Source organism: Streptomyces sp. NPDC020597, assembly GCF_044335095.1.
Taxonomy (GTDB): Bacteria; Actinomycetota; Actinomycetes; order Streptomycetales; family Streptomycetaceae; genus Streptomyces.
Genome location: NZ_JBIRUL010000010.1, coordinates 251769 through 266581, shown reverse-complemented (window position 1 = coordinate 266581; position 14813 = coordinate 251769). Strand labels below are relative to the sequence as shown.

Here is a 14813-nt window from a genome sequence, read left to right as displayed (position 1 = left end):
CGTCCCACGGCCCCCGACGTCCCGCACCCCGGTCCGCTCAGACCTTGGCCTGCTCGGGCTCGCCCGCCGGGTCGGCCACGTCCTCGTCCGCGGCGGCGGGACGCTCGGCGGGGATGACGGCCGCGATGGCCGCGGAGACCAGCGCGAGGCCGCCGCCGACGAGGAGCGCGGTGCGGAAACCGTCCTCGGAGGCGAAGGTGTGACCGCCCCTGGTGGTGGTCATCTGGGAGAGGATCACACCGATGACGGCGGAACCGATCGAGGTGCCGAGCGAGCGCATCAGGGTGTTGAATCCGTTGGCGGCGGCGGTCTCGGTCTGCGGGACCGAGCTCATGATCAGGGCGGGCATCGCCCCGTACGCGAGGCCCACGCCGCCGCTGGTGACGAGCGTGACCACCATGACGCCCCAGGCGGATCCCATCAGCGCCGGCGAGACGAAGTAGCCGGCCGCCAGCACCAGGGCGCCGCAGACCAGCGTGGCCTTCGGCCCGCGGGCGTTGGTGAGCTTCCCGCCGAGCGGGGAGACCAGCATCATCGTCAGGCCGCCGGGCGCCATCCACAGACCCGCCTCGAGCATCGACCGGCCGAGGCCGTAGCCGGTGGCCTCCGGGAACTGGAGCAGCTGCGGCATGACGAGCATGCTCGCGTACATGCCGAAGCCGATGAAGACGGAGGCGAGGTTGGTGAGCAGCACCCGGGGGCGTGCCGTGGTGCGCAGGTCGATCAGCGGGTCGGTCGTGCGCACCTCCCACCGACCCCAGCCGGCCAGCGCCACGACGGCGGCGGCGAACAGAGCGAGCGTGGTGCCGGAGGCCCATCCCCAGTCGGCGCCCTTGGAGACGCCGAGCAGCAGGCAGACCAGGCCGATGCCGAGGCCGATCGCGCCGGGCAGGTCGAAGCGCCGGCCAGCGGCGCCGGCCGGGACGTCCGGGACGAGCGTGTAGATCAGGACGGCGACGACGGCGGCCAGTGCGGCGGAGCCCCAGAAGAGCACACGCCAGTTCGCGTACTGGGCGACCGCGGCGGCCAGCGGCAGGCCGATCGCGCCGCCGATGCCCATGGAGGCGCTGACCAGAGCGATGGAGCCGCTGAGCCTCTCGGCGGGCACGACGTCCCGCAGCAGCGCGATGCCCAGGGGCACCATGCCCATGCCCATGCCCTGCAGACCGCGGCCCACGATCATCGTCACCACGTCGGAGGCGAACGCGCAGACCACGGAGCCGACGATGAGCGGCGCCGAGCAGGCCAGCAGCATCCGGCGTTTGCCCACGAGGTCGCCGAGGCGGCCGACGACGGGCACGCACACGGCCGCCACCAGCAGCGTGACCGTGATCACCCAGGCCGCGTTCGAGGACGAGGTGTGCAGGATCTGCGGCAGTTCGGCGATCAGGGGCGTGACCAGCGTCTGCATGATCGCCGCCGTGGTGCCGGCGAAGGCCAGCGTGGCGATCACGGCGCCGGGGCGGGCCGTGGACTGAGGGGCGGGGGCGCCCATGAGGACTCCTCGGGAAGGGGTGCGCGACGATGTGCATCGTACATGCGATGTGCACCATACATACAGCATGCATCGGCCACGTGATGTGGCACATACACATCGATATGTCAGGATGGGGGCATGGAGACGCCCGCCCACGAGGTCGAGTACGAGCAGATGCTGCTGAGCCGTCACACGCTCCTGAACCAGCGGGGCGGCCGCCGCAAGAACAGCGTCCTGGAGCGCAGCGCCTACGTCCTGTTGAGCCGGATCCGGGTGCAGGGACCCATGTCGATCGGCGAGCTCAGCGACGCCTTCGGCCTGGACGTGTCCACCCTCAACCGGCAGACGGCGGCTGCGGTCCGCGCGCGGCTGATCGAGCGCATCCCCGATCCGGAGGGCGGGATGGCCCGCAAGTTCCGGCTCACGGACGAGGGACTGCGCCTGCTCGACGCGGAGCGGGAAGGGATCGTCCAGATCCTGGACCAGGTGATGCACGACTGGTCCGACGACGACGTCGCCGCCTTCGCGGGTTACCTGCGGCGCTTCAACAACGGCATCGAGGCCATCGGCGGACGCCCCTGGCCGCGCCCGTAGCCCGCACGGGACCCACGCGTCAGGAGGCGCTCGGCGCGACGGACGGTCCGGCCGCGCCCAACTGCCGTATCTCCCCGCCGAGTTTGGGCTGGAACCGGGTCAGCGCCTCGGGCTGCGCACTGACCACCCAACGGGAGCCGACCAGGTATCGCCCGCCGTAGATCGCCGCGGCGTCGAGCCAGGTCTCCTTGTGCCGCTCCTCGGGGAACGTGGTGATGAGGTAGTCGGCCCCCTCGGAGCGACAGACCCCCTGACGCAGTTCCTCCGCCTCGATGCGGATGGTCGCCTTGCAGCCGGTCAGTCCCGCGATGACCTCGACCTTCGCCGGCGCCACGACCCCGGCCGCCGCCGCGGCGGTCACCGTGGTCGGCGTCGGCTCGTCCTTCCCGGCGGCGCCGTCCGCTCCGCCGCCGCACGCGGTGGCGAACAGGAGCAGGGTCAGGCCGCAGGACAGGGCGGCGGCGCGCGGGAGGCGGGCCGGGGGCTGCTGAGGCACGTGCGACTCCGTATCTGCGTGGCGGCGTTGTTCCGTGCGCGCCCGCCTACCGGCACAGGTCGACGGGCACACGTCGAGGGGTACGGCAGCGCCCCCTCGGGCGTTCACCGCCCGGCAGCCGGCCGGGCCCGACGGCGAGCCGGCCGGTCCCCGGCGTCGCCTCCACGAGCCGCCGGACGGCGGCACGTCGCCCCGGAGGCTCCTGCTGCGGATCGCCGGCCGAGCGCGGCGGTCGGCCGCCCGGTCGCCGACGTCCTCCGCGGCCGGCCGCCGTCACCCTGCCCCCTGCCCCCGTGCCCCCGGCCCTCCGGGTCGGCCGCCGCGGGCGCCGCCGGTCTGTCTAAGGTGGAGAGGATCGCCACGCGCCCGGGAGCCCCCATGATCGGTATCCGTCGCAAGAGACCTGCCGGCGCCCTCGACGCCATCGAGCCCCCGGGCAACGCCGAGACGGTCGTCGGCGTGCTCACCGTGACGGTGCTGGTCGAGGTGCTGGGCGTGCTGTCCGGGTCCGAGGTGTGGCTGCTCGGGCTCCTGGTCTTCCTGCCGGGGACGGCGTCGGCGCTGTGCACCGTGCAGCAGACCAGGTTCGTCGCCGCGTGGACCACCCTGTTCGTCTCCCTCACCCTGTTCCTGCGGGCCGGCGACGGGGCCAGGTGGCTGGACCGCAGTCTGCTGGTGCTGCTCACCCTGGTCCTCGGGGTCGTCTCCGTGTACGCCTGCCACCGGCGCATCGCGCGTGAGCGGGAGATGCTGCGCCTGCGCTCGACGGCCGCCGCCATGCAGCGGCACATCCTGCATCCCCTCCCCCTGCTCACCGACGACGTCCTCGTCAACGGCGTCTACGAGCCCGTGCAGGAGGACCGGCTCGTCGGCGGTGACATCTACGACGTGGTCGACTCGCCATGGGGCACGCGGGTGCTGATCGGGGACGTCCAGGGCAAGGGCCTGGCCGCGGTGGGCGCCGCGTTCGCCGTCATCGGCGCCTTCCGGGAAGCGGCCTACCGGGAACCCACGCTCACCGCACTCGTCGACGCCCTGGACGCCTCGGTCGTCCGGCACAACTCCTACGCCGAACAGACCGGCGACGACGAACGGTTCGTGACCGCCCTCATCGTCTGCGTCGACGCGGACGACGAGGCACAGATCGTCAACTGCGGCCACATACCCCCGCGTCTGGTGCACGAGGGCGCGGTCACCACGGCGGCGGTGGACCCGGGCGTGCCGCTGGGCCTCGCCGAGCTGGCCGCCGAGCCCACGACCGTGGACTGGTTCGCGTTCCCGGCCGGCGCCACGCTGGTGCTGACCACCGACGGACTCACCGAGACCCGTGCCGCCGACGGCACGTTCTATCCGCTCGACGAGCGCCTGATGAAACACCTGGACCGCTCCCCCACCGAACTGCCCGGAGCCCTGCACGAGGACGCCCGCGGCTTCGCGGCGGACGGCCGCCGACACGACGACGTCGCCGTCCTGACCGTGCGGCGGGCGCCGCGGCAATGAGTCCGGCGGCGATGCGCCGGTCGGTCAGTCCTCGCCCTCGAGGTCGCCCTCCGTCTCCAGGTACACCTGACGCAGCTGCTCCAGCACCGCCGGATCGGGCTTCTCCCACATCCCGCGCGACTGGGCCTCCAGCAGCCGCTCGGCGATGCCGTGCAGCGCCCACGGGTTGGCCTGCTGGAGGAACTCGCGGTTCGCCGGGTCCAGGACGTAGGTCTCGGTGAGCTTGTCGTACATCCAGTCGGCGACCACGCCGGTGGTGGCGTCGTAGCCGAACAGGTAGTCCACGGTGGCGGCGAGTTCGAAGGCGCCCTTGTAGCCGTGCCGCCGCATCGCCTCGATCCACTTGGGGTTGACGACGCGGGCGCGGAAGACGCGGGAGGTCTCCTCGACGAGGGTGCGGGTGCGGACCGTCTCGGGGCGGGTCGAGTCGCCGATGTACGCCTCCGGGGCGGTGCCGCGCAGGGCTCGGACGGTGGCGACCATGCCGCCGTGGTACTGGAAGTAGTCGTCGGAGTCGGCGATGTCGTGTTCGCGGGTGTCGGTGTTCTTCGCGGCGACCGCGATCCGCCGGTAGGCCGTCTCCATCTCCTCGCGGGCCGGACGGCCGTCCAGCTCGCGGCCGTAGGCGTAGCCGCCCCACACCGTGTAGACCTCGGCGAGGTCGGCGTCGGTGCGCCAGTCGCGGGAGTCGATGAGCTGGAGCAGACCGGCGCCGTAGGTGCCCGGACGGGAGCCGAAGATGCGGGTGGTGGCCCGGCGTTCGTCCCCGTGCGCCGCCAGGTCGGCGCTGACGTGCGCGCGCACGTGGTTGACCTCGGCGGGCTCGTCGAGCGAGGCCGCGAGACGGACGGCGTCGTCCAGCAGGGCGATCGTGTGCGGGAAGGCGTCCCGGAAGAAGCCCGAGATGCGCAGGGTGACGTCGATGCGCGGGCGGCCCAGCTCCTCGTACGGGACGGCCTCCACGCCGGTCACCCGGCGCGAGGCGTCGTCCCAGACGGGGCGGACGCCGAGCAGTGCGAGGGCCTCGGCCACGTCGTCGCCGGCCGTGCGCATGGCGCTGGTGCCCCACAGCGAGAGGCCGACGGAGGTGGGCCACTCGCCGTTGTCGGTGCGGTAGCGCTCCAGGAGCGAGTCGGCGAGGGCCTGGCCGGTCTCCCAGGCGAGGCGGGAGGGGACGGCCTTGGGGTCGACCGAGTAGAAGTTGCGGCCGGTCGGCAGGACGTTGACCAGGCCCCGCAGCGGGGAGCCCGACGGGCCGGCCGGGACGAAGCCGCCGTTCAGGGCGTGGACGACGTGGTGGAGTTCGGCGGTGGTCGCGCTCAGTCGCGGGACGACCTCTCGGGCGGCGAACTCCAGGACGGCCGCGACCTGTTCGCCGTGCTCGCCGGGCACGGAGTCCGGGTCCCAGCCCAGCTCCTCCATCCGCTCGACCAGGGCGCGGGCCTTGGCCTCCGCCTCGTCGGCGGCGACACGGGTCGCGGCGGACTCGTCGAGGCCGAGCGCCTCGCGCAGACCGGGCAGGGCCGTCGCGCCGCCCCAGATCTGGCGGGCGCGCAGGATCGCGAGGACGAGGTTGACGCGGTCGGCGCCGGCCGGCGGGTTGCCGAGGACGTGCAGGCCGTCGCGGATCTGGGCGTCCTTGACCTCGCAGAGCCAGCCGTCGACGTGCAGCAGGAAGTCGTCGAAGCCGTCGTCGTCCGGGCGGTCGGCGAGGCCGAGGTCGTGGTCGAGCTTGGCGGCCTGGATGAGGGTCCAGATCTGTGCGCGGATCGCCGGCAGCTTCGCCGGGTCCATGGAGGAGATCTGGGCGTACTCGTCGAGGAGTTGCTCCAGCCGCGCGATGTCGCCGTAGGAGTCGGCGCGGGCCATCGGCGGGACGAGGTGGTCGACGAGGGTGGCGTGCGCGCGGCGCTTGGCCTGGGTGCCCTCGCCCGGGTCGTTGACCAGGAAGGGGTAGATCAGGGGGAGGTCGCCGAGGGCGGCGTCGGGGCCGCAGGCGGCGGACAGACCGGCGTTCTTGCCGGGCAGCCACTCCAGGTTGCCGTGCTTGCCGAGGTGGATCATCGCGTCCGCGCCGAAGCCGCCGTCCTCGGTCCGTGCGGCGATCCAGCGGTAGGCGGCCAGGTAGTGGTGCGACGGCGGCAGGTCCGGGTCGTGGTAGATGGCGATCGGGTTCTCGCCGAAGCCGCGCGGGGGCTGGATCAGGATCAGCAGGTTCCCGAAGCGCAGGGCCGCGAGGACGATGTCGCCCTCCGGGTTGCGGCTGCGGTCGACGAACATCTCGCCGGGCGGCGGGCCCCAGTGCTCCTCGACGGCCGAACGCAGCTCCTCGGGCAGGGCGGCGAACCAGCGGCGGTAGTCGGCCGCCGGGATCCGCACCGGGTTGCGCGCCAGCTGCTCCTCGGTGAGCCAGTCCTGGTCGTGGCCGCCCGCCTCGATGAGCGCCCGGATCAGCTCGTCGCCGTCGCCGGAGGCCAGCCCCGGCACCTCGGCGTCCGTCCCGAAGTCGTAGCCCTCCTCGCGCAGCCGGCGCAGCAGGGCGACCGCGCTGGCGGGGGTGTCCAGGCCGACCGCGTTGCCGATGCGGGAGTGCTTGGTCGGATAGGCGGAGAGCACCAGCGCGAGGCGCTTGTCGCCGGACGGGATGTGGCGCAGCCGGGCGTGGCGTACGGCGATGCCGGCGACGCGGGCGGCCCGCTCGGGGTCGGCGACGTACGCGGGCAGGCCGTCGGCGTCGATCTCCTTGAAGGAGAACGGCACGGTGATCAGCCGGCCGTCGAACTCCGGGACGGCGATCTGGCCGGCCGCGTCCAGCGGGGAGACGCCCTCGTCGCTCGTCTCCCAGTCGCTCCGCGAGGAGGTCAGGCACAGCGCCTGGAGGATCGGGACGTCCAGGGAGGTCAGCGCGCCCGCGTCCCAGGACTCGTCGTCGCCGCCCGCCGAGGCGTCGGCGGGGCGGGTGCCGCCCGCGGCGAGCACCGTGGTGACGATGGCGTCGGCGGCCCGCAGTTCCTCGATCAGCTCCGGCTCGGGGGCGCGCAGGGAGGCGACGTACAGCGGGAGCGCCCGGGCGCCGGACGCCTCGACGGCATCGCACAGGGCGTGCACGAAGGCGGTGTTGCCGCTCATGTGGTGGGCCCGGTAGTAGAGCACGGCGACGGTCGGGGCCTCGGGGGCGACGGCCGGCGCCGGCCGCTCCAGCGGACCCCAGGTGGGGGCGGACGCCGGGGAGTCGAAGCCGTGGCCGGTGAGCAGGACCGTGTCGGAGAGGAAACGGGCGAGCTGCTCCAGGTTGGCGGGGCCGCCGTGGGCGAGATAGGCGTGGGCCTCGGCGGCGATGCCGACGGGAACCGTGGAGGCGGCCATCAGCTGGGCGTCGGGGGCCTGTTCACCGGTCAGGACGACGACCGGGCGGCCGTCGGCGAGCAGCAGGTCGAGGCCGTCCTGCCAGGCGCGCACTCCGCCGAGGAGGCGTACGACGACGAGGTCGGCGCCGTCGAGGAGCGCGGGGAGGTCGTCGAGGACGAGCCGGGCCGGGTTGGCGAAGCGGTACGGGACCGGGCCGGCGGCGGCGCGGGCGCTCAGCAGGTCGGTGTCGGACGTCGACAGCAGCAGGATCATGGGGCGTCGGCCTTCCTCGGGGTGTCCGCGCCCCGGGCGGTGTCGGACGGCGGGAGTTCCTGGCTCGCCCGGCCTGGGAGGGCCGGGTTCACAGTGGCGGGACCGCGCCGGATTCGCACCGGGCTTCCTCCCCTGTCGCCGTCGTGGCGATGGCGGACCGGATGATCCACCGCAGAGCATAGTAAGGGGCGGGGGAAGAGGGCACAGGCATACCTCCCAGGTGGACGTGGGTATGCTCGCCGCCATGTCCTCGGCTGACGTCCGTCCAACATCCCAGGCCACAGCGGTCTCACGGGACCGCGGTGACGCCTGCCCCGGGGCGTTGCGGCTGCATGCGGCGGACGACGGGGCACTTGCCCGGATCCGGGTGCCCGGCGGGGTGCTGAGCGTCCGTCAGGCCGAGGTGCTGGGCGAGGCGGCAGCGCGGCTGGGCGACGGGGAGATCCATCTGACCTCGCGCGGCAACGTGCAGGTGCGGGGCCTCGCGGACGGCTGCGGCGCGGAGCTCGCCGCCGTGCTGGACGCGGCGGGACTGCTTCCCTCACCCGGGCACGAGCGAGTGCGCAACGTCGTCGCCTCGCCGCTGTCCGGCCTCGACGGACAGGGCCTGCACGACGTACGGCCCTGGCTGTCGGAGCTCGACGCGGCACTGTGCGCGAGCGGGCCGGCGCGGGAGTTGTCGGGCCGGTTCCTGTTCGCCCTGGACGACGGGCGCGGGGACGTGGCCGGGCTCGGCGCCGACGTGACGCTGCGGGCGGCGGGCGACGGCGGCGCGGTGCTCGATCCGGGTGCGGTGCGGGTGTCCGCGCGGGACGCGCCACGGGCCGCGCTGCTGGCGGCCGAGACGTTCCTGCAGGCCGTACGGGAGTCCGGCGGCGGAGTCTGGCGGGTGGCCGAACTCACCCTGCCCGAGGGCGTGCTGGCCGAGCGGGTCCGCCACCGCCTGGCCGCCGAAGGCATCGGCCGGGCGTCCCTGACGGACGTCGCGCCCGTCCCGGTCGCGCAGGGGCCCGCGCCCGGCGTCGTCGGCGACGCCCTGTCCGCGCACGTGCCCCTCGGGCGGCTCTCCGCCCGCCAGTGGCGGGAGTTGACGCGGGTCGCCGGAACCGAGCTGCGGCTGACCCCGTGGCGCGGAGTGGTCGTCCCGGTGCCTGGCCTGACCCCGCGCAGGCGGGCGGAGTCGCTCGCACGGCTCGCCGCCGCCGGACTCGTCACCGATCCGGCGTCGCCGTGGCCGCGCGTCGGCGCGTGCGTCGGGCGGCCCGGATGTGGCAAATCCCACGCCGACGTCCGGGCCGACGCGGCCGACACTGTCGACGCGGCCGGCGCCTGCCCCCTCCCGCTGTACTGGTCCGGCTGCGAACGGCGTTGCGGACACCCGCACGGCGACCGGATCGACGTGGTCGCCTGCGCGGACGGCGGCTACCGGCTGACGGCCGTGCGGTCGGGCCGTCCGACGCGCACCGCAGCGATGACCGACCCCGACCACCTCGCCGCCGCCCTGGCGGCGATCACCTCATGAGCCGTACCACCATCGAGAGCAGCGAGACGAACACCGTGAGCAGCTACGACTACGAGAAGGACGGTGCGGCCATCTACCGCCGGTCCTTCGCCACCATCCGCGCGGAGTCCGACCTCGAAGGGCTGCCCGCCGACGTCAGCCAGGTCGCGGTCCGGATGATCCACGCCTGCGGGATGGTCGACCTCGTACGGGACCTGGCGTACACGCCGTCCGTCGTGGCCCGCGCCCGCGAGGCCCTGCGGGCCGGCGCGCCCGTCTTCACCGATGTGCAGATGGTGGCCAGCGGCGTGACCCGACGGCGGCTGCCCGCCGCCAACGACGTGCTGTGCACACTGTCCGACCCGAGCGTGCCGGACCTGGCCGCGCGGCTGGGCACCACGCGCACCGCCGCCGCGCTGGAGCTGTGGCGGGACCGGCTCGAGGGCTCGGTGGTCGCCGTCGGCAACGCGCCCACCGCCCTCTTCCGGCTGCTGGAGATGATCGAGGAGGGCGCGCCTCGGCCCGCCGCCGTGATCGGCGCGCCGGTCGGGTTCATCGGCGCGGCCGAGTCCAAGGACGCGCTGGCGGCGAGCACGCTCGGCCTTGAGTACCTGGTGGTGCGCGGGCGCCGTGGCGGCAGCGCCATCGCGGCCGCCGCGCTCAACGCGATCGCGAGCGAGGAAGAATGAGCGGCAAGGGCAAGCTGTACGGCGTCGGGCTCGGCCCGGGCGACCCGTCCCTGATGACCGTGCGGGCCGTCGAGGTGATCGGCGAGGCGGACGTGATCGCCTATCACAGCGCCCGGCACGGCCGGTCCATCGCCCGCTCGATCGCGGCGAAGCACCTGCGCGCCGACCACGTCGAGGAGCGGCTGGTCTACCCGGTCACCACGGAGACCACCGACCACCCGGGCGGCTACCAGGGCGCCATGGACGAGTTCTACGCCGAGGCGGCCGCCCGGCTCGCCGCGCATCTCGACGCGGGGCGCACGGTCGCGGTGCTCGCCGAGGGCGATCCGCTGTTCTACGGCTCCTACATGCACATGCACAAGCGGCTCGCCGACCGCTACGAGACCGAGGTCGTCCCCGGTGTCACATCGGTGTCCGCCGCCGCCGCCCGGCTGGGCGCCCCGCTCGCCGAGGGCGAGGAGGTGCTGACGATCCTGCCCGGCACGCTGCCCGAGGAGGAGCTGACGGCGCGGCTCGCCGCCACCGACGTGGCGGTCGTGATGAAGCTGGGCCGCACCTTCCCCAAGGTGCGGCGCGCGCTGGAGGCCGCGGGGCGGCTGGACGAGGCGCGGTACGTGGAGCGGGCCACGATGAGCGGGGAGCGGACCGGCGAACTGGCGGACGTGGACCCGGAGTCGGTGCCGTACTTCTCGGTGGCCGTGCTGCCCAGCCGGGTCGACGCCGAGCGTCCCGTGCGGCCCCGGGGAGACGTCGTGGTGGTCGGCACCGGGCCCGCGGGCCCGTTGTGGCTGACTCCCGAGACCCGGGCCGCGCTGGCCGCCGCCGACGATCTGGTCGGCTACACCACGTACCTCGACCGGGTGCCCGCGCGGCCCGGGCAGCTGCGGCACGGCAGCGACAACCGGGTGGAGTCCGAGCGCGCGGAGTTCGCCCTGCAGCTGGCGGAGCGCGGACGACGGGTGGCCGTCGTCTCCGGCGGCGACCCCGGGGTGTTCGCGATGGCGACCGCCGTCCTGGAGGTCGCCTCGCAGCCCGAGTACGCGGACGTGCCGGTGCGGGTGCTGCCGGGGGTGACCGCCGCCAACGCGGCCGCCGCCCGAGCGGGCGCCCCGCTCGGCCACGACTACGCCACGATCTCCCTCTCCGACCGGCTCAAGCCGTGGGAGGTGATCGCCGAGCGGCTGCGCGCGGCGGCCTCGGCGGACCTGGTGCTGGCCCTGTACAACCCGGGCTCGCACAGCCGCACCTGGCAGGTGGGCAAGGCACGCGAGCTGCTGCTGGAGCACCGGGCGCCGGACACCCCGGTCGTGGTCGCGCGGGACGTCGGCGGCCCCGGGGAGCGGGTGCGGATCGTGCGGCTGGCCGATCTGGACCCCGCCGTGGTCGACATGCGGACGATCCTGCTGGTGGGCTCCTCGCAGACCCGGGCCGTGCGGCGGGGGGACGGCGAGCAGATCGTCTGGACCCCTCGCCGGTACCCCGAGGCGTGAGAGCGCGGCGGCGCCGGGCGACCGGCGCCGCGGCGCCCACCCTGCGCGAGCACGTCTCCCGCGTGGACGGCAGGGGTGGGGCGTGAGCAGGGCGGGATGTCAGGGGCGGGTGGCGGCGATGCGCTCCGCCACCCAGCGGGCCGCCTGCTCGGGCACCCCGACCTCGGGCACGCCCTCCGGGACGGCCGGCCGCCGGACCACGACCACGGGCAGCCCGGCCTCACGGGCCGCGGTCAGCTTCGGCGCGGTCGCCGCTCCTCCGCTGTCCTTCGTCACCACGACGTCGATGCGGTGGCGGCGCAGCAGCTCACGCTCCCCGTCCAGGCTGAAGGGGCCGCGGTCGAGCACGATCTCGCAGTGCGGCGGGTGCGGGGCCTCGGGCGGGTCGACGGACCGCACGAGGAACCACGGTCCGTCCAGGGCGGCGAACGCGGGCAGGCCCATCCGTCCCGTCGTGAGGAACACACGGCGGCCGAGCGCGGGCAGCAGCCGCGCCGCGTGCTCCAGCGAGTCCGCCTCGTGCCAGCGGTCGCCCTCCACGGGGACCCAGCCGGGGCGGCGCAGGGCGAGCAGGGGAACATGGGCGGTGGCGGCGGCCCGCGCCGCGTGGAAGCTGATGGTCCCGGCGAAGGGGTGGGTGGCGTCGATGAGCGCGTCGACGGCCCGCTCGCGCAACCAGGCCGTCAGCCCTTCGGTCCCGCCGAAGCCACCGACGCGGACCTCGCCCGGCGGCAGCCGGGGACTGGCCACCCGTCCGGCCAGGGAGCTGGTCAGCTCCAGGCCGGGCGTGCCGTGCAGCAGCTCGGCGAGGCGGCGGGCCTCCGTGGTTCCGCCGAGAATCAGTACGTGCACGAGAGTCCGGATCCGATCTTGACTTCCTCCCCCGCCTGAAGGCGGGGGATTCCAGCGGTCGCCCGCTGGGGTTCCTGCTTCACCGACGACCGCCCCGTCCGGGAGGACTCCCGTTGAGGTCTTACACCGTCTCCACAGGCAGACGCCGCCAGCCCGGCGGCCAGGATGTTGCGCGCCGCGTTCACGTCGCGGTCGTGCACGGCGCCGCAGTGCTCGCACGTCCACGCGCGGACGTTCAGCGGCAGTCTCGCCGCGACCGTGCCGCAGGCCCCGCACAGCTTCGAGCTGGGGAACCAGCGGTCGATCACGACGAGTTCACGCCCGTACCAGGCGCACTTGTACTCCAGCATGGAGCGCAGGTCCGTCCAGGCCGCGTCCGAGACGGCGCGCGCGAGCCTGCCGTTGTTCAGCAGGTTGCGGACGGTGAGGTCCTCGATCACGACCGTTTGGTTCTCACGGACGAGTCGAGTCGACAGCTTGTGCAGGAAGTCGCGGCGCCGGTCGGCGATCCGCGCATGGACCTTGGCAGCCTTGCGCCGGGCCTTGTCCCGGTTCGCCGAGCCCTTCGCCTTGCGCGACACCTCCCGCTGCGCGCGGGCCAGGCGGGCGCGGTCGCGGCGCTCGTGCCGGGGGTTGGCGATCTTCTCCCCGGTGGACAGGGTCACCAGCGACGTGATCCCGGCGTCGACTCCGACCGCCGCCGTGGTCGCGGGGGCCGCGGCGACGACGTCCTCGCACAGCAGCGACACGAACCAGCGTCCCGCAGCGTCGCGGGACACCGTCACCGTGGTCGGCGCAGAGCCGTGCGGGAGCGGACGCGACCAGCGGACGTCCAGGGGCTCCGCCATCTTCGCCAGGGTCAGTCGCCCGTCGCGCCACGTGAAGGCGCTGCGGGTGTACTCGGCCGACGCCCGGGACTTCTTCCGGCTCTTGAACCGGGGGTACTTCGCCCGCTTGGCGAAGAAGTGGGCGAACGCCGTCTGGAGATGGCGCAGCGCCTGCTGGAGCGGGACGGAGGACACCTCGGTCAGGAAGGCGAGTTCCTCGGTCTTCTTCCACTCCGTGAGCGCGGCGGAGGACTGCACGTAGGAGACACGGCGCTGCTCGCCGTACCACGCGCGAGTGCGTTCCTCCAGCGCCTTGTTGTAGACGAGCCGGGCGCAGCCGAACGTGCGCGACAGCTCGGCCGCCTGCTCGCCCGTGGGGTAGAAGCGGTACTTGAAAGCCCGCTTGACCTGCTGCGCCATGCCTCACATTCTATCACCTCCCGTGTGAGCCCCGGGTGGGGTAGCCGGCGAACGTCGGTCCGCCCTGGCAGCGAACGGGCTCTTCCTGCCCTGCTCCGCAGGAGCTTCGGTTCTCCCCAGCGGAAGGTACCCCCGCCCGCGGCTGAAGCCGGGGGTATCCAGGAAGGAGAGCCCCGATGAGCAGTGACGTGGCAGGCGCGGGCGGCCCGAAGGGCGGCCGCGGCGCCCAACTCAAGCACACCGGTCTGCGGCCCGGCTGGACGACCGGCGCCTGCGCGACGGCGGCCACCACGGCCGCCTACACCGCTCTGCTGACCGGCGGGTTCCCCGACCCGGTGACCATCACGCTGCCGAAGGGGCAGACGCCGGCGTTCGCGCTGGCGGCCGAGGAGCTGACGGCCGAGTACGCGATGGCCGGCATCGTGAAGGACGCCGGCGACGATCCGGACGTCACGCACGGGGCGCTGGTACGGGCCACGGTGCGGCTGCTGCCGGCCGGGGCCGGGGTGGTGTTCCGGGCGGGGCCCGGCGTGGGCACGGTCACCCGCCCAGGACTGCCCCTGCCGGTCGGGGAACCCGCCGTCAACCCGGTCCCCCGCGAGATGATGCGCGACCACGTGGCCGAGACGGCGGCCCGGCACGGCGGCGCCGGGGACGTCGAGATCACGCTCTCCGTGGACCACGGCGAGGAGATCGCCCGCTCCACCTGGAACCCCCGGCTGGGCATCCTCGGCGGGCTGTCCATCCTCGGCACGACCGGGATCGTCGTGCCGTACTCCTGCTCGGCGTGGATCGACTCCATCCGGCGGGGCGTGGACGTGGCGCGGGCGTCGGGCCGCACGCACGTCGCCGGGTGCACGGGGTCGACGTCGGAGCGGACGGTCCTCGCCGAGTACCCGCTGCCCGAGGACGCCCTGCTCGACATGGGCGACTTCGCCGGCGCGGTCCTGAAGTACGTCCGCCGCCACCCCGTGGACCGGCTGACGATCTGCGGCGGCTTCGCCAAGCTCTCCAAGCTCGCCGCGGGTCACCTCGACCTGCACTCCGCCCGCTCCCAGGTCGACAAGGCCTTCCTCGCCGAACTGGCCCGGCGCGGCGGCGCGGACCCGGCGCTCGCCGCGGAGGTGGCCGACGCCAACACGGGGCTCGCCGCGCTCCAGCTGTGCGCCGCGGCCGGCGTACCGCTCGGCGACCTGGTCGCGACGACCGCCCGCGACGAGGCGCTGGCCGTGCTGCGCGGGGCCCCGGTCGCGGTCGACGTCATCTGCATCGACCGCGCGGGGGCGGTGGTGGGCCGCAGCACGGTGGCCGGACCGTAGACCCGCGGGCCCGCGCACCCACGCATC

Annotated in this window: 11 protein-coding genes and 1 riboswitch; of the genes, 6 read left to right on the top strand and 5 right to left on the bottom strand. The window is 74.2% G+C overall.

Annotation, left to right across the window (positions count from 1 at the left end; genetic code table 11):
* Positions 1–37: 37 nt before the first annotated feature.
* Positions 38–1495, bottom strand: a complete 1458-nt coding sequence (locus ACH4ZA_RS20170; RefSeq protein ID WP_398430742.1) for an MFS transporter — start codon at positions 1493–1495, stop codon at positions 38–40.
* A 120-nt stretch (positions 1496–1615) separates the two neighbouring features.
* On the opposite strand from ACH4ZA_RS20170, the gene ACH4ZA_RS20165 reads away from it, so the two are divergent.
* Complete coding sequence (locus ACH4ZA_RS20165) at positions 1616–2071, top strand: MarR family winged helix-turn-helix transcriptional regulator (protein WP_398430741.1); 456 nt, start codon at positions 1616–1618, stop codon at positions 2069–2071.
* Positions 2072–2090: 19 nt separating this feature from the next.
* On the opposite strand, the gene ACH4ZA_RS20160 is transcribed toward ACH4ZA_RS20165, so the two are convergent.
* The gene (locus tag ACH4ZA_RS20160; protein WP_398430738.1) at positions 2091–2567 is read right to left on the bottom strand and encodes a hypothetical protein; all 477 of its coding nucleotides are present in this window, start codon (positions 2565–2567) and stop codon (positions 2091–2093) included.
* A 378-nt stretch (positions 2568–2945) separates the two neighbouring features.
* Here ACH4ZA_RS20160 and ACH4ZA_RS20155 point away from each other — a divergent pair, with 378 nt between their 5' ends.
* Positions 2946–4067: a PP2C family protein-serine/threonine phosphatase gene (locus ACH4ZA_RS20155; RefSeq protein WP_398430736.1), complete on the top strand. Its 1122-nt coding sequence runs from the start codon at positions 2946–2948 to the stop codon at positions 4065–4067.
* Positions 4068–4091: 24 nt separating this feature from the next.
* Here the strand turns inward: ACH4ZA_RS20155 and cobN are convergent, their stop codons facing one another.
* A complete protein-coding gene (gene cobN, locus ACH4ZA_RS20150) occupies positions 4092–7688 on the bottom strand; it encodes a cobaltochelatase subunit CobN (protein ID WP_398430733.1) in 3597 nt (1198 codons plus the stop codon).
* A 53-nt stretch (positions 7689–7741) separates the two neighbouring features.
* A riboswitch (cobalamin riboswitch) is annotated at positions 7742–7818 on the bottom strand.
* Positions 7819–7920: 102 nt separating this feature from the next.
* On the opposite strand from cobN, the gene cobG reads away from it, so the two are divergent.
* From cobG to ACH4ZA_RS20135, 3 genes are read left to right on the top strand one after another with little or no spacing between them, the layout of a single operon-like run.
* Complete coding sequence (gene cobG, locus ACH4ZA_RS20145) at positions 7921–9210, top strand: precorrin-3B synthase (protein WP_398430834.1); 1290 nt, start codon at positions 7921–7923, stop codon at positions 9208–9210.
* Positions 9207–9878, top strand: coding sequence for a precorrin-8X methylmutase (locus ACH4ZA_RS20140; protein ID WP_398430731.1), 672 nt, complete (start codon positions 9207–9209; stop codon positions 9876–9878). The genes cobG and ACH4ZA_RS20140 overlap by 4 nt, the downstream gene beginning before the upstream one ends.
* On the top strand, positions 9875–11368 hold the full coding sequence (locus tag ACH4ZA_RS20135) for a precorrin-2 C(20)-methyltransferase (RefSeq protein WP_398430729.1): 1494 nt from the start codon (positions 9875–9877) through the stop codon (positions 11366–11368). The genes ACH4ZA_RS20140 and ACH4ZA_RS20135 overlap by 4 nt, the downstream gene beginning before the upstream one ends.
* 99 nt (positions 11369–11467) lie before the next feature.
* Here the strand turns inward: ACH4ZA_RS20135 and ACH4ZA_RS20130 are convergent, their stop codons facing one another.
* Positions 11468–12220, bottom strand: a complete 753-nt coding sequence (locus ACH4ZA_RS20130) for a cobalt-precorrin-6A reductase (RefSeq protein WP_398430726.1) — start codon at positions 12218–12220, stop codon at positions 11468–11470.
* Positions 12208–13467: an RNA-guided endonuclease InsQ/TnpB family protein gene (locus ACH4ZA_RS20125; RefSeq protein ID WP_398430725.1), complete on the bottom strand. Its 1260-nt coding sequence runs from the start codon at positions 13465–13467 to the stop codon at positions 12208–12210. Before ACH4ZA_RS20125 ends, ACH4ZA_RS20130 begins: the two co-directional genes overlap by 13 nt.
* 176 nt (positions 13468–13643) lie before the next feature.
* Here ACH4ZA_RS20125 and ACH4ZA_RS20120 point away from each other — a divergent pair, with 176 nt between their 5' ends.
* A complete protein-coding gene (locus tag ACH4ZA_RS20120; protein ID WP_398430724.1) occupies positions 13644–14786 on the top strand; it encodes a cobalt-precorrin-5B (C(1))-methyltransferase in 1143 nt (380 codons plus the stop codon).
* Positions 14787–14813 lie beyond the last annotated feature (27 nt).